Here is a 20,624-nt window from a genome sequence, read left to right on the forward strand (position 1 = left end):
AAATTAGTCAATGTGGATCATAGTAATATGACAAAAGTATGACAGCGGAGTAATTTTTCAACGTGACTCAAAAAAATTTAGATTCTCTTGTTCAGCAAGCAGCAAACTGTACTTTATGTAAGCCCTATTTGCCTCACCCGCCACGTCCCATCTTTTCGTTAGGACACTCCAAGCTTGTGTTGATTGGTCAAGCGCCTGGCCTAATGGCACACAATACTCACCAAGCCTTTAACGATAATAGCGGCAAGCGTTTAAGAGGCTGGTTAAACATGTCAGAAGAAGAATTTTACAACCCCAGTGTGATATCCATTATGCCCATGGGGTTTTGCTTTCCAGGATACAAGAACGGAGCCGATGCTCCTCCTCGTCCAGAGTGTGCTCCTACCTGGCACAAAACCCTATTAGAAGAGATTCAACCTAGCACAATTTTGTTGGTGGGAAGGTATGCTCAGCAATACTATCTTCCTCAATTTAAAACCCTTACAGACGCATTAAATAACGCTAATTTTGAAGAAGGGATTATTCCCCTCCCCCACCCATCTGGGCGAAACAACCGTTGGCTAGCAAAGAATGCGTGGTTTGAAAGCCAATATCTACCCAAGGTGGTCAGGCACCTCAACGCGCTCAAGCATTAATTTTTGGCGTGTTGCAGGAAATCAAGTAGCTCTTCAAAAGGCATAGGTTTAGCGTACAGATAGCCTTGTGCTTCATCACAGCCCAGCTTAATCATATAGCTGGCCTGTTCTCGGGTTTCTACGCCTTCAGCAATGGTTAATAGCCCAAGCTTGTTTCCTAAGGTAACAATCGTCTCCGCCAAAACAGCACTTTGTCCTGGCTGGATATCCTTCACAAACGAACGATCTACTTTAAGCCGGTCTAAAGGTAACTTTTGCAGGTAGCTCATAGAAGAAAAGCCCGTACCGAAGTCATCGATGGCAATCGCTACGCCGTGCGCCTTCAGCGTACTAAGCGCATCAATAACAATTTGCGGTTCGTCCATCACGACACTTTCTGTAATTTCTAGTTCAAGGAAACTAGGATCGCAATTTGATGCCTTTAGCGCATCTTTGACTTTGTCGACAAAATATCTATCTCGAAACTGCGGAATAGAGATATTTACGGCTACCCGCAAATTGTCAAACCCTGACTCGTTTAAACTTTTCAATCGTCGACATGACTCTTCCAGTACCCACTGGCCAATATCGACAATGAGTCCCGAATATTCAGCTAAGGGAATAAAGACGGCAGGTGAAATATAGCCATTATTGCCATCAGGCCAACGCAACAAACCTTCCATACCGACGACTTTTTCACTGAGCAAGTCAACTTGAGGCTGGAACCATAGCTCAAGTTTTCTTTCCATAAAATCACTACGCAAGCGACGAATCATGTCTAATCGCCAAGTGGTTTGGTCTTCAATATCTTTGGCGTAGTATTCGTAGTTGTCAGAAAGGTTCTTTTTAGCGCGGTTAAGGGCAATATTGGTGCGTTTTAATATTTCGATGCCCACATTCGGTTTGTCATCTAATTGACAAAAACCAATGGTCACGCTGACGGGTAAAGTATGATCACTCACCTTGAAGGAAGATTGAAACAAGGTTTTGATTGTGTCTGGGTTAACCTCTTTTGCTGGCCCAATCAGCCCAAACACATCGGCCCCAATTCGCCCTCGTCTCACCTTTTCGCTAAAGTTATCCTGAAAACGCTCACTAATAGCCCTTAGCAAATCATTCCCTGCTTCTTGCCCTAAGCCATCATTAATATCAGAAAAATGATTCACATCAACAAGCGCCACGGCGTAGTCTGTTCCGGCATACAAATGCGGTTTATCCAGCATGTTAATAAATTCATTTCGGTTAGGCAGGCGGGTCAACCAGTCTCTAAAAGCCGCATTTCTAAGTTCGTGAAATAAGTTTACGTTTTCATACCCTACAGAAATGCTCGATAGAAACACTTCTAATAGATTCTTATCTAACTCATGAATTTGACGCGCCATGTGAACATAAACAGCGGCTTCAAACCCGGCACGGTTGATGTAGAGCACCGATGAGTCTGCTTCGAAAATATGCTGTTTCAGTCGCAAACAGCGATTGATTTGCTCAACAATATTTTTATTCTTAACGTTATCGATATGTTCATTAATTAATGGCGCATATTCGCCAGCCGCCCCTAACACATAAACGCCATTGTCGTCTTTATCAAGCACGGCGCCGGCTCGTGCACACAGTAAACCATCGGCTTCTAAACCGATAAGCGAACTAATTTGCGTCACTACCCCTTCGCAGAATCCTTTCACCGAATGCTCTTCAAACAAGTTAGACGATGAAGAGATAATTTTCTCTAACCCCAATCGATTTTGATTAATGGTCATTATCTGTTGGTAAGAACGTAACGATGAGATAACGGTAGTGAGAAGCTTGCCGCGAGTGAGTTCGGTTTTTGTTTTATAATCGTTAATGTCGTAAAGCTTAATGACTTCTTCTTCGGGCGCATACCCGGGCTGGCCGGTACGTAAGATAATACGCGGCTCAAAGAGCTCCATTTCCTCTCTTATGTATTTCACTACATGAAAGCCGGCGTCGTCAGTTTCCATGACAACGTCAAGAAGGATAATAGCAATACTTTTGCCATAGTCTTGCAGTAACTGCTTGGCTTCGTTACCAGAATAAGCATGAAGAAAGTTTAGCTTTCTATCATTGACGATGAGATCTGATAATGCGAGTCGCGTGACGGTATGTATCTCTTCGTCATCATCGACTATCAATATATTCCATTGTTTATAAACCTGAGGCTCTAGGCCACTGGCGTCATCGTCATCTAAAAAGATTAATTCGTCGTTATCGTAATCCGTTGCCGACATAACTGCTCTAACCCTCACTACCATTATATACCGCTGCGATTTTGCGGAATCTGCGCTGTATCACACCCATTGATTAATCATATCTAGGGTGCAATAGTGTCTACCTTAGTTTTCGCTATTAGGCTTTATCACTGTAAAATATGAAAATTACCCCAGATCCTTATGCCTCACAGGTTACAAAACCCGAAAATAGCAAAACGTCTGAGCCAACGGGTGAAAAAGAAAAAACGGCTAAGCCGACTCATCACTCTGCCAACGTCAGCCCTGTACGTCGTAAAATTTTGTCCTGGTTCTCTCGCGTAGGTATTTCACCATCTATGTCTACGCTCGATCCAAAGCGTGAAAAACAGGCGCTAGAACGAAGAAAACAAATATTAGAAATACAAAAGGCAGCAAATTTACAGGCCGTTTTAAATATAGCACTAAATGTGGCGATTACCGAATCTCAAAGCGATAGTCTTGACCCTGATTGGTTTTTTGCTTTTAGTTCTATGGCAGAAGAGATATATAGCCAGCCCATGCAAGAATTATGGGGTAGAATTTTTGCCGTGGAAGTGAGTAAGCCCGGAAGCTTTTCGTTACGCAGTTTGCAACTGTTGAAATCGCTGACCCATCGCGACGCGCAAATATTCAGTAAGGCCGTGAGTATGGCTTGCCGACGTCAGCACGACAATGTTCCACGTATTTTAGTTGGCTATCATAAACGTAGAGGCGTATTGTCGTTTCTTGGTCCCTCAGCCCCTCAACAAATTAATCTCGCAAAAATGGGACTTTCCTACCCTGACCTTTTGGCGCTTCAAGATATGAAATTGTTGTATGCTAGCGAAATAGAAAGCGGGGAATATGAACAAGGCCAGCAAATATTTTGGCGATGTGGCAATGAAAGCTTTACCTTAGAAGCCAATCGTTCTGGGGTAGCGTTGGTGTATTATAAGTTCACTGCGGTGGGCAGTGAACTTGCGAAGCTTGTATCTAGAAAGGAAAACTCTGCCTACTTACCGGCACTTAAAGAGCGACTGAGCAACGTCTTTATTGTTACCGAATAAACCGTCGCTCTCGTATGCTTACTAAGGCGAAGAAACCGCTAAATTCCATCACCAAATTCATGTAAGCCACACTCTCTTTTTAATCCGAAAAAGCGGGTATCTTGCTCATTCATGCCTTCTTGTAAAGACTGCGTTGTGTGCCAATCGCCAATAGACACGTAGCCTTGTTCCCAAAGTGGATGATACGGTAAGTTGTGCTCTTTTAAGTAATAATGTAAATCCTTATTACTCCAATCAATGATGGGATAAAGCTTAAACTGACTACCCACTTTTTGAAGTACCGGAAGCTTGCCTCGTGTGTCGGATTGGCTTCGACGTAACCCCGCGAACCAGGTTCCAGCTTTCAATTCGCCTAGCGCACGCTGCATAGGTTCAACCTTGTTCATCTGGTTGTACTTCTCTATGCCCTCTATACCTTTTTCCCACAATCGACCAAATCGAGCTTCCTGCCAAGCTGCAGATAGCTTGGCACGGTACACATGTAAATTTAAGTCTAACTTCTCGGTAAGCTCATCAATAAAGCCATAGGTTTCAGGAAACAAATAGCCCGTGTCGGTTAACACCACAGGTATATTGGGTTGAGCTTGCGTCAACATATGCAACATAACAGCAGACTGTGCACCAAAGCTGGAAGAAACAATGTGATTAGCCGGTAGGTTTTCCAGCGCCCAAGCTACACGAGCTTGAGCATCCATTGCTTCTAATGCTTCGTTAATATCAGCAAGCGCTTCTTTACTAATATCGAGGGTCAACGGCGTAATGTCGCTAAGTGTTGAATTAGTCATAAAAGTCTCGTGCGGAATCTACAACAGGCGCGATGATGTCTTTGCGAATAACAAAATCACCAAATGCCTCGTTTTCATTGCGCTCTTTTGCCCACTGTCCAATTAACGAGTCAAGCTCATTCATGATTTCTTGCTCGCTGATATTCTCACGGTACATTTTTGGAATACGGGTACCTTCTCGGTTTCCACCAATATGGAAGTTGTATTTACCCGGCCCTTTACCGACAAGCCCTACTTCAGCCAACATGGCGCGACCACAGCCGTTAGGACACCCTGTAACCCTGAAGATGATACTGTCCTGCGCCAAACCATGCTTATTCAGAATGCCTTCAAGCTCGGTCACCGCATCGGGTAAATAGCGCTCAGCTTCGGCCATTGCCAATGGGCATGTGGGTAATGCAACACAAGCCATTGAATCTAGGCGTTGATTGGAAATTTCCGGCGCAATTAAACCGTGCTCTTTCGCTAAGGCTTCAATTTGCGCTTTATTTTCTGGCGCGACACCAGCAATGATAAGGTTTTGATTCGCCGTTAAACGAAAATCACCTTTGTGTATTTTAGCAATCTCGGCACAGCCTGTTTTTAAGGTCTTGCCTGGATAATCGAGAATACGCCCATTTTCAATAAAGACGGTTAAATGGAATTTACCGTCAATACCTTCAACCCATCCAAAGCGATCTCCACGTTCGGTAAACTCGTAAGGGCGGCTCTCAGCAAACGTCACGCCTGCACGCTTTTCAACTTCAGCCTTAAAGTTATCTACGCCCACTCGTTCTAGCGTATATTTGGTCTTCGCATTCTTACGGTTTACGCGGTTACCCCAATCTCGTTGGGTAGTCACTACGGCTTCAGCTACCGCAAGGGTATCTTTTAGTGAAATAAACCCAAAATCTGACGCTTTGCGAGGAAAGGTAGATTGGTCGCCGTGGGTCATCGCTAAGCCACCACCCACTAATACATTAAAACCAATTAACTTGCCCGCTTCTGCAATGGCCACAAAGTTCAGATCGTTTGCATGCACATCTACGTCGTTTTGTGGCGGAATAACCACCGTCGTTTTAAACTTACGAGGTAGATAGTTATCACCCAATATCGGCTCTACAGGCTTCTCAGTGGTCTCTACTTTTTCACCGTCAAGCCAGATCTCTGCGTAGGCACGGGTTTTAGGGAGTAAATGTTCACTGATTTTTTTCGCCCATTCATAGGCTTCCACATGCAGTTCAGACTCAACGGGATTCGACGTACACAACACATTTCGGTTAACGTCGCCGGCGGTTGCTATCGAGTCAATGCCCACCTTGTTGAGTGTTTGGTGCATTAATTTAATTTTCGGCTTAAGCACACCGTGAAACTGAAAAGTTTGTCGGGTAGTTAAGCGAATACTGCCATAAATGGTTTGCTCTTCAGCAAATTTATCAATAGCAAGCCATTGCTCGGGCAAAATAATACCGCCAGGCAAACGAGCACGAAGCATCACATTGTGCAGTGGCTCTAATTTTTGCTTGCTACGCTCTGCACGAATATCGCGGTCGTCTTGTTGATACATACCGTGGAATCGAATTAGCTGGAAATTATCAGCCGTAAAACCACCAGTGAGATCGTCTTTAAGATCTGCCTCAATAGTGCCTCGTAAATTGTTACTTTCGCGCTTTAAGCGTTCGTTGTCAGCAAGTTTGCCCTCAACGATAAAGGGAGATTTTTCATTGCTCATTAATAGACGTCCTTCTGATAACGTTTTGCTTTGCGTAACTCGACGATATAGGCTTTCGCGTCAGCTTCTGACTTATTGCCGTGCTCTTGTACAATGCTAATAAGCGCATTTTCAACATCTTTAGCCATATGCGTTGCATCACCACACACATAAAAATGAGCGCCTTGTTCAAGCCATTCATATACCGCTTTACCCTGCTCAAGTAATCGGTGCTGTACGTAGATCTTTTCTTCTTGATCACGTGAAAATGCGAGGGTGATTTTGTCAAGCAAACCGTCTTTAACATAACCTTGCCACTCTACTTGATACAGGAAGTCTTGAGTAAAGTTGGGGTTACCAAAAAATAACCAATTTTTGCCTTCCGCGCCTTGAGCATCACGCTCTTGCATAAATGAACGGAAAGGAGCAATACCGGTTCCTGGACCCACCATAATGACAGGTGTATTAGGATCTTCAGGCAGGCGGAAGTTATTGTTGGGTTCAATAAACACATCCACTTCGCCGTTTTCTTCTAAATATTCACACAAGAAGCCTGACGCTCCGCCTTGATGGCGATGGCCAAACGCTTCGTAATCCACATGGGCAACGGTAAGATGAACCTCTTCTTCAACTTCGCTTTGACTAGAAGCAATAGAATACAATCTTGGCGTAAGTGGGCGTAAGGCCTCTACTAAGCTTTGTTCTGATATTTTTCCAGGGTGCTCTCGCACAATATCGATAATTTGGCGCTGCGCCATATACGTACGTAACTGCGCTTTATCTTCCATTAACGTGGCTAACGACGTTGATCCTGTGGCCGCTTGGTACGCTTTTACAAAAGTAGGATAACTCAGTGTTAATTCCAACTTGTGGGTTAACGCTTCTCGCAAGCGCATTTTTTCATCGCCCACCGTCACCTCTGCGTCACTATCAAGAGACAGCACACTAATGAATTCGTCTACCAGTTTTGGTGCATTCTTAAACCATACACCCAGTGCATCACCGGCTTGATATTGAATGCCTGAACCTTCAAGGCTAATTTCGATATGTCGAATATCTTTAACAGAGTCTCGCCCTGTTATTTTCTGCGAATCAAGAAGCGTAGCTGTGTAAGGCGCTTTTTTCGAGTATGTTTGTGCTGGAGCTCCTTGAACGGCAGCGCCAGTCTGGGCGGCAACAGCCGCTGGAGGAGCGGCAGTAAAATCCTCTTTTAACGCTTCAATGAGTTTAGAAATCCAAGCTTCGGCTTGTGCTTCATAATCAACGTCAAGATCTGCTCGTTCAACCAGCGCCTTTGCACCAAGTTTGCCTAAGCGTTCGTCAAAATCTTTGCCTGTTTGGCAGAAAAATTCGTAGCTGCTATCACCTAAGCCTAGAACCGCATATTTGGTGTTAGGCAGTTTGGGGGCTTTTTTGCCGCTGACAAACTCATGCAGTTCGATGGCGTCATCTGGCGCATCACCTTCACCATGCGTGCTCACAAAAAGCGCCACGTGAGTTTCTGATTTCAACTGGCGGGGTTTGTAGTCTGCCATGCTAACCAGCTTGCTGTTATAGCCAGCTTCTTCAGCTTTCGCCTGAAACTGCTGCGCTAACCCTTTAGCATTTCCGGTTTGAGAGCCATACAAAATCGTTAACGTCGCCGCTGGCGCAGCGCTTTCTGGTGCAGTGATCGCAGGCGCAACGGCTGAACCTTGCGCCGCAGCCATACCAGCTGCATATCCACTCACCCAGGTTAATTGATCGCGATTTAAACCACTTATTGCTTGGGTTATCGCATTCCACTGCTGCTCATTTAAGATGGCACCAGGGACAGATTGTTGATTCGGTTTCTGAGACATAATTCACTAGCCTTAATTTGATGGCATAAGGCTAACGACTTTATTCAAGAAGAGAAAAGAATAAATGAAACTTTTTTATTACCTAAAGTGATTAAGAAATAAAAAAGCACCTTTTAATAACAAAAGGTGCTTTAGAAAAAGGCTTAAATTTAGAAAGGTGACGCCCTAAAAATGCAGCTCTAGGCCAGCAAATACGCCGTCAAACTCCATATCAGCATAGATATCATCTAAATCTTCAATATCCACAGTGACATTTCGGTAACCCACTTGCACTGTCATATCAATGGCAATACTTTCAATAAAAGAATAGGTGACGGCTACCTGATAATCGCTAAGCTCGTGATCATCAAACGACAAATAGCTGCCTTCTGCGTACGCCGCTAGCCCAGTAAACGGCAAGCCTACTTGAACCTTCGAGTACACCATGGGCACTACGCCCGTAAAGTCACCCGAACTTTGAGTATCACTATCGGTATCTTCAACAAAGAAAGCGCCATCAATGTATTTCGCATTTAGTCCTACATCAAAGCTAATGAGGTCATTGTCGAAAAGTTCGTAGTAAAGAATAAGATCCGTGGCATCAAGCTCTATCACTGTATCTACTTCACTGTTTGCCGTATACAGCTCACCATCAAAGGTGAAGTTAGCATCTAATGTTGTAGTACCGTTATTGTCTAAAGTCGTGTGGCCCACTTTAATATTAGGGACTAGGGGAAGAGGATGTTCAAATGCAATATACAAAGACGTATTTGTTTCATCGCTAAAGTTAAAGTCGGCCGTTGATGAACTGTCGGCAAAGCCACCTGATGTATCTGTTTGCCACGCCTGCGCACCAGCGTAAACACCCGCGATAGTGTCAGCTTGCGAATTGACCGAGAACAGCGCACAGCCTAGAGCGGCTGCGAAAAGACCCTTTTTCATGGATTATCCTTGATTTAATAGTTCTGAAAGTTCGATTAAAGCGGCATTTGCACGAGAAATATAGTTTGCCATTACTAACGAGTGATTAGCTAACATACCAAAACCACTGCCATTTAGAATCATAGGGCTATACACGGTTTGTTGTGTGGCTTCCAATTCGCGAATAATTTGTTGAAGGCTGACTAATGCATTCTTATCTTCAAGAACGTCAGCAAACTCAATTTCAGCTGCTTTTAAAAAGTGTAGCAAAGCCCACGTGGCACCGCGCGCTTCATAGAAATTATTGTCTAATTTCCACCAGCTTGTTTTCATCACACGTTGCTGCCCATTGTAGGTAGACTGTTTAGCTTTCGCTTCACCCGCCAAATCGGTGTTCAGTCTAGCAGAACCTACGCTTGCACTTAAGCGCTGTGAATAGCTACCTAACCGTTTTTCCACTTGTTTTAACCATTCTCGTAAGTTATCGGCCCGAGTATAGAACTGGCTGTCCCCGTTTTGTGGGTCGGCTAAGGCATCGCGGTATTGTTTTAAAAGCGTAATTCCATCGCGATAACTGGATTCAGAAGAAGGAAACATCCAACTTCTGTGATCCATATTGAATTTAGGGTGGGCTTTCGTTAAATAAGGGTTTTCAATTGATTGAGATTGGGAGCGGCTGAAATCTTTTCGCATGGAAAGGGCAAGGTCGCGGATCATTTCTAATACACCAAACTCAAACGAAGGCATATTGTCTAAGAACACACCGGGAGGTATAACATCGTTAGACAGGTAACCGCCGGGTTTATCTAACAGTGTTTCAGACACTTCAATCATTGTTGATGTAAGGGTATATCCAGCAATATTTGCGGGGTTGGCCACCGATGTTTGTTGCGCTACACGTTTATTAACATCATAAGTAGCAGGGGCAAAGCTCCAGTACCATCCAATTAACCAGAACAACAAAAACACAGCCACAACAATTAGGGCAATCCATTTTGAGTTTATTGATTGTCTCATGCTTATGCCAACCTTCCTTTTCAAAATACATAAAGCCGGTGAAAACCGGCGTTATGCTAAAATTTACGTTACTACAGAAATACTAAATCTTTATGACGCTGGGTGCTATAACACCATTTTTTCACTCATGAATACAACTTAAAACAGTTTATGGTGACTATAAAGGTTGATTAATTCTTGAGTTTGGCCGTTTTTTGTCTTTAAAGGCGTAAATGAGTAGCGCCAGAACAATAATAGGCCAGAATGCGCCCACGCCCAATGCAAGTAACGCTAAGAACGCAGCGCCTATGGTTAAAAACAAGGTGCCGATGACACTAACAGCGACTACAAACCCCACTACCACAATGACTACACCAACGGTTGTCAGTAACGCCATTGCTTCCCACATGTCTAATGACTCGTTGGCCATATTTAAGTGAATGCCAAGAAAATCATGCATCACACTTCCTAAGCAGTTAACAATGACAATGGCTATAACCAATGCAATTAAGAAGTTTTTCATTAGGCTATCCTAGGTAAAAGCACCACGGCAGCGAAGTATGCAACTAACGCAATGAAAGGCACGAAGATTAACGCCGCAGCCGCCGCTACTCGCACCCATAATGTATCTACATCTAAATAGCGAGCGACACCAGCACAAACACCGGATATCACCGCAGCGTCTAAATCTCTGTAAATTCGTTTTTCAGTAGGCATTTTCATCATATTCTCCACTATTTTTACCTAGGTTATATAGGCTGCTGCCACGCAGCCGTTTTGCTTTTGCCATTTGCTAATAACTAGGCAACTTTGCTTTTTTTCAACTCAGCCAACTCATTTTCAATTGTTTCATCACGCTCTAAATCGGCAAACTCTTCGTTCAAGGACACTGTCTTTTCAGGTAGGTCATAGGCTTCAACTTGCGCCTCTAAATGATCGATACGCTGCTCATAGTGCTCAAATCTCATCATTGCATCATCGATTTTCGTGCTGTTTTGCGACGTCTTTACTTTTAAGCGTGCAGAGACGGTTTGCTTGCGCGTAATGAGTGCTTTTTGTTTCTGCTTCGCTTCACGCATTTTTTCATTAAGTCGTGCCGTATCTATTTGAAGCTTTTCAATACTCTCTGACAGCTGCGTTAACTGCTCGTTTATCGCTGCCGCTTTATCGACATATTTATGCTTTTCAACAAGCGCGGCTTTCGCTAACGACTCTTTATCGTTGTCCATGGCAAGTTGTGCTTTACGCTGCCAATTATTCACCTCTTTGTTCACTGCAAGCAGTTGACGATTTAAGGTTTTTTGTTCAGCAATGAATCGCGCTGCATCACTTCTCACTTCCACGAGTGTTTCTTCCATTTCCTGAATAATCATGCGAATAATTTTTTCAGGATCTTCCGCTTTATCTAGCATTGCATTTAAGTTTGCTTGAACGATGTCGTTTATGCGTGAAAACATACCCATTGTGATTCTCCGTTACGTTAGTGATGTCCACTTAGGCCCTTATAACACTGCAAGACCATGGTAGAGATTGTCATTTTCATCTTGAGCACTGAAACGTGCGCTTGTTAATAAAGTACAATCAATAGACATGCCAAAACCTCAACCCCTTGAATTTTAATAACTTTATTAAAAGTGGTCGTCTAATCCTCCTTGCACAATTAGGAAAAAACTCAGATTTGGCGAATTTGACAAAATCGTTAGTTAATTTGACCAATCTTGAAGGTGCGCTAGCAGCGTCAGCAAAACTAGGTTCCATGAGACCAGACATAAAAAAACGGCACCTTTTAGGGTGCCGTTTCTTGAACAATGGGGTATGTTTAGTTTATTTCTTTTTCGCTACTTTCTTGAGCGCTACTTTCTTGAGGGCTCACCGAGGCAATGTCCATAATTTCAACATCGCCACCCGTGCTTGCTTCATCATCCAAATCAAAATGATAGGTCACATTGGCAATGGACTGACTAACGCCATTTTGAATTTCTACGGTTGACGCACTTAATGCTTGTCCCACCAAATTGGTAAGTAGCGATTCTAAGACTGACTCTTGTGCACTTGCTGTTGAAGTAAACAAAGTAGCGGCGAATAGAGTAGCTGTAACTAGTGAAGTTTTCATAATTTCCCTCGATTTAAATCACTGCAACAGCACTTTGCTATTGCTTTGATTTAACTATTGCGAGAGCTGTGCCACTTCAAAAATAAATCGCAAGGTATTGAAAAATAGACAAATAATAAAAGATCATTTGAAAAACCGAAGTGTTCAAATAATCGCCTAGATTAAAGTTTAGTCAATTTCACCATCCAATTGGCGTTTTTCACCAACCTCTAGGCATTGGCTTTTGCTTTGTTGTATAAATCAATCTCCCGTTGGGCATTTTCAACTTCTGCTAACCCATTCATCAGCAAGTTGGGATCTGGGTTTTTACCTGTGCCGTTCTGACTTAAGTATCGACGCCAAATACGCCCGCCCGCTTGGCCTTGGAATAAGCCAAGCATATGACGCGCTGCATGCCAAGGTTTAAAATAAGGATCTTCTTGTCTTTCAATGTATTGCTGCATCTGCATGACAACCTCTCGGCGTGAAATGCCATGTGCACTTTCATCCCCCATTATTGTGCTATCGACATTTGCCAGAATATAGGGGTTTGCATAAACTTCACGTCCCATCATGACACCATCAACATTCAATAAATGCGTATTCACATCATCTAGGGTTTTAATTCCCCCATTAATGCTAATAGATAGGTCGGGGCGTGTTTTTTTCAAATTATAAACACGGGGGTAATTTAGTGGCGGTACCTCACGATTTTCCTTGGGGCTTAACCCTTGAAGCCACGCTTTTCTTGCATGCACAATAAACGTTTTACAGCCTGCATCAGCAACAATATCAATGAAGCGAGCAAAGTCTTCATCTTCATCCATGTCATCAATACCAATTCGACATTTTACGGTTACAGGAATATCAACAGCAGACTGCATGGCTTTAACGCAGCTTGCTACCACGTCTGGCTGCGCCATTAAACAGGCGCCAAAGCTGCCATTCTTAACTCTGTCGCTTGGGCAACCCACATTAATGTTTACTTCATCATAACCGCGCTCTTGAGATAATTCTGCGCACTTGGCCATATCAGAAGGATCGCTTCCCCCAAGCTGCACTGCGACGGGGTGCTCTTCTGTATTAAAGCCTAAATAATCACCCTTCCCATAGATAATCGCCCCTGTGGTCACCATTTCGGTATACAAAAGCGTATGCTTGGACAACAAGCGTAAGAAGTAACGACAATGGCGATCTGTCCAATCCAGCATAGGTGCCACAGAGAGTTTTCTATTGAAAGAGATGTCAGACATAGACATTAAAACCTTGATTAATATGTAAAAAAGTAAATCTCATCGCATTTTTACCGATTTCAAAATTAGTGACATTTCCGTGGTATTCCAGCGATTTTTCCTTTTCAGGAACGCAATAGGAATACAAAAAATATGGCGTTTTACTCAATCAACAAGCGGCTTCGCGGAGAACGAACCGCATATTCTACTTCTGTAAAGCAGAAAAACAAAGGCAAGATAGTTTCTCCACGTCTAAAACATTCACTTCACATTCATTGGCACTGAACTGGGCACGTAGGCTGATAACGCAACTAGTGGCCGATGAAATAAACCTGATTGCGGGCGACACAGAATTGACCATTTTTCGTCTCGGCATCCGCCATAGCATTCCGGCAATGCATCTATACAGCAACATTCGGCTCGTTTTCCTGTTCTACCGTTTGAGATATTTTCTTGGCGATATTGCGGGAAAACTTAGCACAAGTGTCTAGCCCCGGAATATTTAAAAACCAAGGGGTGAGAAAGGCAGAACCGATATAAATGTTGGTCTCTTTTTCATTAATATACAGCTTGTGATGCGGGGATACGCTGAGAGATTCAGCGGATGTGTCTACCACTAGGCCGTTGTAAGTGCGTTTGAGTAACTGAGCCAAGCGTACCACCCCCTTATCTGCCGGTTCAGCCCCTCTTGCATCAATAAGACAATGGTGAGCACTTTTTTGTGCGCTGGATGCCTGTTTCTCACACTCGGTGGTCACAGTCAGCACACCGGCTTCATGCAGTGCCAATATGCGTTCAATACTCTCTCTCGGTACGGCTGCGGTGCACGCGGCCAAAAGTGCATGTAGGGTTCCCTTTTTCTTTGCATAATCTTGCGCTAGCGCAGGCGTAGATTGAATAACGTTGATGGCTGCCACCACTGCCGCTGGCCAGTGCGAGTCCACGTTATTGTGCGTATTGGCTAATAACTCTAGCGTGAGTTTTGCAAAAGCATCACATTGCCCCCTTCTTCCAGCGAGAAATGTCAGCACCTCTTCAAAGTTAAATGCGTTCACCTGATGGAAGATATCAGGGAAGTAGCGCGCCAATAAGGGTAAAAACAAAAACGTGTTGAATTCATCTAGGTCCCGCAAGCCTTTGATAGAATGAGAGGTTAGCCAGTTGTAGAACAAGGTTGTATTTTTTGAGGGGTACCACACCCATGGGAAATGACCTGTTCTTGACATCATAGTCATTTGAACGGGCGCTTCACAAGAGTAAGTTAACCCTTTAGTGCAACGCGCAAAATGCCCGCGGTACTGTGCTATACCCACCGCAGTATCAATAGCAGATAAAGACATGCCCATTATCACGAATCGTTGATATACCGGCTTTACGTAAGCCTTGATGGGATACGGCTTTACATAGCCGTTTGAGGGCCTTCGCTCACAAAAACTTGAACCCACATTCACAACAATGTGTGTAAATCCCTGATAAGGTTTACCTTTCCCGACCAAAGTCATTCTTACGTCATCATCACGGGTGTCTTCGATAATGCCGGTAACCGCTGTATTGCGATACATGTACACCAATACGCCGTGCTGTCGTAAAACGCCAAGAATGTAGTCAAACGCATCAGCAAAGTACTCTCCAATGATTTTGCGAGTGAGTACCTGCCCTTGAACCTGATAAGGCATATAAAATTTGCTTTCATACCATTGCTCGAAGCCCAATATAAGCGGCGGTATTTCGTCATAACCTATGTTCGACAACAAATTAGGTTCACACATGGGGGTGTCGTAGGGGTTACCTACGCCGACGGTACTTTTTACCTCAAAAATACTGATACGTGCCGGGCACCGCGTCATCTGAGTAAAACTATTCAGTAGGTATAACGTGCTAGGTCCTGCACCGATAAGTGCCAAGTGTTGCGCTCTATTCAATTCCATTGAGGGTTCTCTAACCTAAGGGGCTATCATTTCTAAAGAGTAACCTCGCTAGAGGATCAGCTATGCACCAAGAACATTTAAGCCCTTCTGGCCATGAGTCGATTTCGCCCAAAAGCCCACGTTATGAAAAAAGTACGTAGAATTATCCTTATAGCTTATTCCCATACTGTGCGAATAGGGCTATTGTTATAGCTATACTGAAATGTGCATCGATAAATAATAATAACTAGAAAGCGCTTTCTCATTACTCACTTTTGAGTTTCGAAGCCATAAGTACACGAAATGGAGAAATTGTATGGCAAACACTCCCGCTAAGGGCGCAAAGGATACCCAGGAAACCACTTCCCCAACGGACGAACTTTCCCAATTACGAGAAATCATTTTTGGTCAGACTAACCGAGAAATTCGTGCCGACTTGGCCAACTTAGAAGCCAAGGTAAGTGACAACTTTAGCAAGCTCAATAATCAACTCGACAAGCAATTCAATGACATGAAGAAGCTTATCGATTCGCAGATCGCTGAACTGTCTAGCCGCCTAGATAGCGCAAACGATGGTCACGCGAATGTACAAAGCCAATTGCAATCTACGACCGACAAACTCAAGTCAGAATTAGAAATTGCGGAAACCGCGGCTAAGAATGACAACGATGCACTAGAAGCACATGTTGTCAAAGAACTAGACGCATTAGATACCTTGTTCAGCCAGCGTCACAAAGAATTACTAGAACGTTTGCAACAGGTAACCAGTGAGCTATCGGAAACGAAGACGGATAGAAAAACGCTGGCAAACTTGCTATCAACAATGGCCACAAATTTAACCAGTGATCATTAGTTTTAAATGAGCAATCAGCAACAAAGCCCAGACGCTCAAGACAACTCTCTGGATAAAATCAGGCAGTTAATTGTTGGCCGCGACGATAAATACGTGAAAGACGTAGTGAGTCGAGACGCTAAGGTCATTGTGACTGATGTGGTATCCGAAGCGCTGCATGAACGGGAAAACGCTGATGGCTCTGTAAACAAAGTACTCGTGCCCCTAGTCGAGAAGTCCCTACACCGTTCCATTGAAGCAAACAGTGAAAAAATTGTCGGCACCCTCTACCCATTAGTGGGAACGCTGGTCAGAAAAGCAGTTTCATCATTCCTGGTCGACTTTGTCGAGCGCACAAATGCGCTTATCGAGAATAGCTTCAGCCCTAAAAGTGTGTCCTGGCGCTTTAAAGCATGGCAGTCAGGCGTTAAGTATGCTGACTTTGTGGCGTCTCAGGTTTATCAATACCAAGTTCAACAGCTGTTTGTTATCCACCGGGAAACCGGCACATTGCTTCATACAATGTCTACAGACCCTGACAGAAGCAAAGATGCAGACCTTATTTCTTCTATGCTTGTGGCGATTAACGACTTTGTTGCCGATGCTTTTCAACCTACCGGGAATGAGGCCGAAAATGAGTTGGGCGAAATTAAAACAGGTGATTTTACACTGCTGATAAAAATTGGTCCTCAGGCCATTTTGGTCGCCGCAGTTGTGGGAAGTGTGCCGCCTGAAATTCGCAGCAAGTTACAACAAACTTTAGAAGAATTTCACCAATTCTATCAAAAGCCGTTACTGGAATATGAAGGCGACAATTCCGCATTCGAAGGGTGTGAAACCTTACTAAATGACTGTTTAATCAGTCAAAAGAAAGAGAGCGAAGGGGGCAAGAAAAAGCACCTAGTCGGCGCATTGGTACTGGGTGCTGTACTGATAATATTGATGTTCTTAGCCTTTTTGCGAATTGAACTTTCTATTTTACAAAATACAATACGTTCACTTACTCCCCCTGCGGGCATTGTTATTACAGACACTGCGATTGAAAACGGAAAAGTGCAGGTTCGCATGCTGCGTGACCCCAGTATTTTAACCGCGCCACAGTGGTTAGAAAATGAGGGTATCGCGTTGAATGACGTTGTCTTGTATGAGGAGCCGTTTGTATCGTTGCAAGCATCGGTAGTTGAAGAGAAGCTAAACCGGCTTCTTTCAGTCTACCCTGCCGTTACATCTCGTATTGATGAGAAAAACAACCTTAAGTTTAGTGGCAATTTGCCGCTGGGCGCGCTAACCCAATTTACCCGTGAACTTAATGCTATCCCTGGCATATTGCAGCTAAAGCCTGACTTGAGCGGAATAAGTATTACGGCTGGGCAAGCTATGAGTAATAAAGCGCTTAAAGAAGCGCTAATGGCAGAGCTAGCAGCGCAAGTATCTGCAGTGAAGATTGATTTTGCAACGAATCAACAAGCACTTGCTCCTTCACAAACGCAAACATTAGAGGACTTAACCCTTTTGTTAAAGCAGTTGCAGGATGTAGCACAACAACTTAATCTAACTTTTGCCGTGTTTGTCATGGGCGCGAGCGACAATTCTGGCACGCCAACGCGAAATCTTGAGCTCAGTCGTGCGAGAGCTAAAAATGTATCGGAAGCATTAAAAAATATGGGTATAAATGAAGATGTCCTTTTCCCCATTGGTTTAGGGCAAGTTTCTTTACAAGAGGCGTCGATGGGAAGGACTGTTTTTATCAACGTATTGGTATCCCAACGTTCATCTAATGAAGGTGAGACGCCGTGATCCAGAAAAAAGTATGTATTTTAGGCCCTACTGGTGTCGGTAAAACTAGCTTAGTTAAGCAGTTTGTAGAAGGCATTTTTTCTGATAAGTACAAAACCACCATTGGCGTTAAAATTGATAAAAAGCAAGTCAATAAAGATGGGCTTGGCGTACAACTTCTTATCTGGGATTTAGAGGGCATTGATAGATACTGTGGATTTAATCCTCGCTACTTAAGAGGCGCAACGGCTTACATTGTGGTGGTTGACCAAACGCGCTCGCAATCATTGCTAGAGGGTATGGAGATTCTTGCCATGGCGCAGGAACATTACCCTGATATTCCCGCCTTCTTTGTCGTCAATAAAGCAGACTTACCTTCAAGCTGGCATTGGAGCGAAGAAGAAGTAGCAACGTATGCGTCAAAGTTTAAGTCGATGACAAAAACCAGCGCAAAAACCGGTGAGAATGTGGAAGATTTGTTTAGCACCATCGCCTTTTGGTCGGAGTAACACATGGATATCCACTTACTAAATGCACTTGGTATTACAGACTGCGCTATTTTTAAACGCTGCCAGTCATCCCAGTTAACATGTCTTACACCTGACGTTAGATGGATGCGCCATATCGTCACACTTACCGAAGAAAATGCATTTGATATTTCCTCTAGTCACTCTATTTTTCTCGATGATTTTCTTGTAGATGCCGACACTATTTGGCAAGGCGAAAGTGTGTTTACATTGTCTTCAGGCTTTTGGACTGAAGATATTGAAGGAGAAACCTTACGTTTAGAAGCGCTGGCCATCAATAACGGAGCTGGCAAACATTATCTTGTGGTCAAGAATGTAGCAGAGCAGTTTGATGAGAAGCAAAAAACGCTGCAAGCCGCTCGCGAACTCTTATTAAGCCACCATGAAATTGTGGGACGGCATGAATACATTCGCCAGCGTCTCGACAGCGAATTGCACAAAAACGCTGAATACGAAGCGCTCGTGCCACCTATTAAACAAACGATACATCATCTCGATACCGGCGTAGTGATACTTAATCAACACGGTGAAACTGTGTTAGACAACCGTTCAGCGCGTCAACTTCTTCAATGCAATACGCAACACAATACCGCGCTAAGGCTGACGCACTTAATGGATGACGTAAAAGTGCCAGATAGCTTCCTGCCAACCTTGGTGGAAAAGCGAAGTGCGTGGCAGGGCGAATTGTATTGGAAGTATTCAGACGATTATCAAGTTTGGCTTCAAGTGACCATTCACCCTGTTATTCATAACCAAACGCTGACGCATTGGGTGTATTTGCTCACTGACATTAGCCATATACACAGTAAAGAAGAAAGTGTTCTTAGTGCCTCGGGGATGGATTCTCTCACCAAAATTGCAAACAGAAATTATTTTAATAGCTATGTGCGAAAGCTCGTGCGCGAAGATGTGAGCTTCACGCAGTTTTTATTCGACATTCGTGAATTTAAAAAGATTAATGAAAAGTTAGGTTATCACTCTGGCGATGAAATACTCAGAGCCTTCGCTGGCCGTCTGCAAAGCGCTGTGGGTAATAGTGGCTTTATTGCACGGATTGGCAGTAATGAATTTGCCGTGGTGAAAAGGGATGACACCTTTAAAGGGATACCCCCCAGGGATTACGCCAAACACATAAAGTCTATCCTAGTAAAAACCTACACTGCCCTGCAGGGTGCAGAGTCCAATTTGGGCGTCAATATTGGTATCGCGAACTTCCCTGAACATGGCGATAACGCTGAAACCCTCATGCAGCATGCAGATGTTGCGCTGCAAATAGCGAAATATCAGGGTAAAAATGTGGTGCTGGTATACAGCGCTGAACTGCACAAACAGCATCAAGACATGTCCGAAATGGAGCAGCAATTTCGGGAAGCCATCGAAAAGAACCATTTATCTCTGCATGTACAGCCTATTGTTGATTTAAAAACCGGTGATATTGTTAAATGTGAAGCGCTGGCTAGATGGAAGAAAGCTGATGGAAGCTTTGTGTCCCCTGAAGTCTTTATACCTCTTGCAGAAAGAACCGATTTAATCTTTCCCTTTGGTGAATGGCTTATTGCCGAAGCTTGTAGCGCCATTGAAAAACTCAAAGCGGCTAGCCTCGATATTCGTTTAGCCATCAATATATCTGGTAGGCAAGTGGCCGATTTGGCGTTACTTAAGCAAATTCAAACAGCCCTTAAAAACAGATATATCGATCCTAACAATCTTTCTATAGAACTTACCGAAAGCGTTTTTATTGATAGTTTGGATACTGTCTCTATTTTACTGAATGAATTGCGCTCAATGGGAATTACCATTTCCATTGACGATTTCGGAACGGGTTTCTGCTCTTTGGTATACCTTAAAAAGCTTCCTATTGATGAGCTAAAAATCGATCGGTCTTTTGTGAGTGAACTTGAAAACAATACTGATGACCAAGCCATTATTCAGGCAATACTCGGCCTTGCTGACAATCTAAATATTAATATTATTGCCGAAGGCATCGAAAACGCGGCCCAGCAGAATTTCCTACTGGCGCATAATTGTGCCTTCGGACAAGGTTACCTCTTTGAACGCCCTCAATCAGTTGAGAGTTTCATCGATAAAATTAATAAATAACTTCACGATGAAACGCCGCGAAAACATAAGGTATCGGTTA

Annotated in this window: 18 protein-coding genes; 6 read left to right on the forward strand and 12 right to left on the reverse strand. The window is 43.6% G+C overall.

The window, feature by feature from the left end; translation table 11 throughout:
- Positions 1–62: 62 nt before the first annotated feature.
- Entirely contained in the window at positions 63–635 is a 573-nt protein-coding gene (locus tag EP13_RS15575; protein ID WP_044058084.1) for a uracil-DNA glycosylase family protein, read from the forward strand.
- Here EP13_RS15575 and EP13_RS15580 read toward each other — a convergent pair.
- Entirely contained in the window at positions 632–2,860 is a 2,229-nt protein-coding gene (locus EP13_RS15580) for a bifunctional diguanylate cyclase/phosphodiesterase (RefSeq protein ID WP_044058085.1), read from the reverse strand. The genes EP13_RS15575 and EP13_RS15580 overlap by 4 nt on opposite strands.
- A 140-nt stretch (positions 2,861–3,000) precedes the next feature.
- Here EP13_RS15580 and EP13_RS15585 point away from each other — a divergent pair, with 140 nt between their 5' ends.
- A complete protein-coding gene (locus tag EP13_RS15585) occupies positions 3,001–3,906 on the forward strand; it encodes a TIGR03899 family protein (protein WP_044058086.1) in 906 nt (301 codons plus the stop codon).
- Between the two features lie 38 nt (positions 3,907–3,944).
- Here EP13_RS15585 and EP13_RS15590 read toward each other — a convergent pair whose 3' ends face one another.
- From EP13_RS15590 to EP13_RS15645, 11 genes are all read right to left on the reverse strand, one after another.
- Positions 3,945–4,691 (reverse strand): phosphoadenylyl-sulfate reductase, encoded by a 747-nt coding sequence (locus EP13_RS15590; RefSeq protein ID WP_044058087.1) that lies wholly within the window; start codon positions 4,689–4,691, stop codon positions 3,945–3,947.
- Positions 4,684–6,402: an assimilatory sulfite reductase (NADPH) hemoprotein subunit gene (cysI, locus tag EP13_RS15595; protein WP_044058088.1), complete on the reverse strand. Its 1,719-nt coding sequence runs from the start codon at positions 6,400–6,402 to the stop codon at positions 4,684–4,686. Before cysI ends, EP13_RS15590 begins: the two co-directional genes overlap by 8 nt.
- Positions 6,402–8,222: an assimilatory sulfite reductase (NADPH) flavoprotein subunit gene (locus EP13_RS15600; protein WP_044058089.1), complete on the reverse strand. Its 1,821-nt coding sequence runs from the start codon at positions 8,220–8,222 to the stop codon at positions 6,402–6,404. Before EP13_RS15600 ends, cysI begins: the two co-directional genes overlap by 1 nt.
- Positions 8,223–8,387: 165 nt before the next feature.
- Complete coding sequence (locus EP13_RS15605; RefSeq protein ID WP_044058090.1) at positions 8,388–9,143, reverse strand: TIGR04219 family outer membrane beta-barrel protein; 756 nt, start codon at positions 9,141–9,143, stop codon at positions 8,388–8,390.
- Positions 9,144–9,146: 3 nt separating this feature from the next.
- Positions 9,147–10,139, reverse strand: coding sequence for a DUF2333 family protein (locus EP13_RS15610; RefSeq protein WP_044058091.1), 993 nt, complete (start codon positions 10,137–10,139; stop codon positions 9,147–9,149).
- Positions 10,140–10,296: 157 nt separating this feature from the next.
- Complete coding sequence (locus EP13_RS15615) at positions 10,297–10,641, reverse strand: hypothetical protein (RefSeq protein WP_044058092.1); 345 nt, start codon at positions 10,639–10,641, stop codon at positions 10,297–10,299.
- On the reverse strand, positions 10,641–10,844 hold the full coding sequence (locus tag EP13_RS15620; protein ID WP_044058093.1) for a PspC domain-containing protein: 204 nt from the start codon (positions 10,842–10,844) through the stop codon (positions 10,641–10,643). Before EP13_RS15620 ends, EP13_RS15615 begins: the two co-directional genes overlap by 1 nt.
- A 74-nt stretch (positions 10,845–10,918) precedes the next feature.
- A complete protein-coding gene (gene pspA / locus EP13_RS15625) occupies positions 10,919–11,581 on the reverse strand; it encodes a phage shock protein PspA (protein WP_044058094.1) in 663 nt (220 codons plus the stop codon).
- A gap of 356 nt (positions 11,582–11,937) precedes the next feature.
- On the reverse strand, positions 11,938–12,231 hold the full coding sequence (locus tag EP13_RS15635) for a hypothetical protein (protein ID WP_044058096.1): 294 nt from the start codon (positions 12,229–12,231) through the stop codon (positions 11,938–11,940).
- 209 nt (positions 12,232–12,440) lie between these two features.
- On the reverse strand, positions 12,441–13,469 hold the full coding sequence (gene dusA / locus EP13_RS15640; protein WP_044058097.1) for a tRNA dihydrouridine(20/20a) synthase DusA: 1,029 nt from the start codon (positions 13,467–13,469) through the stop codon (positions 12,441–12,443).
- Positions 13,470–13,843: 374 nt separating this feature from the next.
- Positions 13,844–15,370, reverse strand: a complete 1,527-nt coding sequence (locus tag EP13_RS15645; protein ID WP_044058098.1) for an FAD/NAD(P)-binding protein — start codon at positions 15,368–15,370, stop codon at positions 13,844–13,846.
- 295 nt (positions 15,371–15,665) lie between these two features.
- On the opposite strand from EP13_RS15645, the gene EP13_RS15650 reads away from it, so the two are divergent.
- The 4 genes from EP13_RS15650 to EP13_RS15665 are packed head-to-tail and all read left to right on the forward strand — an operon-like array spanning position 15,666 to position 20,584.
- Positions 15,666–16,202, forward strand: a complete 537-nt coding sequence (locus EP13_RS15650; protein WP_044058099.1) for a hypothetical protein — start codon at positions 15,666–15,668, stop codon at positions 16,200–16,202.
- A gap of 6 nt (positions 16,203–16,208) precedes the next feature.
- The gene (locus tag EP13_RS15655; protein WP_044058100.1) at positions 16,209–17,978 is read left to right on the forward strand and encodes an OmpA family protein; all 1,770 of its coding nucleotides are present in this window, start codon (positions 16,209–16,211) and stop codon (positions 17,976–17,978) included.
- Positions 17,975–18,466 carry a Rab family GTPase gene (locus EP13_RS15660; protein ID WP_044058101.1) on the forward strand — a complete coding sequence of 164 codons (492 nt, stop codon included), beginning with the start codon at positions 17,975–17,977 and terminating at the stop codon, positions 18,464–18,466. Before EP13_RS15655 ends, EP13_RS15660 begins: the two co-directional genes overlap by 4 nt.
- 3 nt (positions 18,467–18,469) lie before the next feature.
- A complete protein-coding gene (locus EP13_RS15665) occupies positions 18,470–20,584 on the forward strand; it encodes a putative bifunctional diguanylate cyclase/phosphodiesterase (RefSeq protein WP_044058102.1) in 2,115 nt (704 codons plus the stop codon).
- Positions 20,585–20,624 lie beyond the last annotated feature (40 nt).

The sequence above is a fragment of the Alteromonas australica genome (assembly GCF_000730385.1).
GTDB classification, from domain to species: domain Bacteria; phylum Pseudomonadota; class Gammaproteobacteria; order Enterobacterales; family Alteromonadaceae; genus Alteromonas; species Alteromonas australica.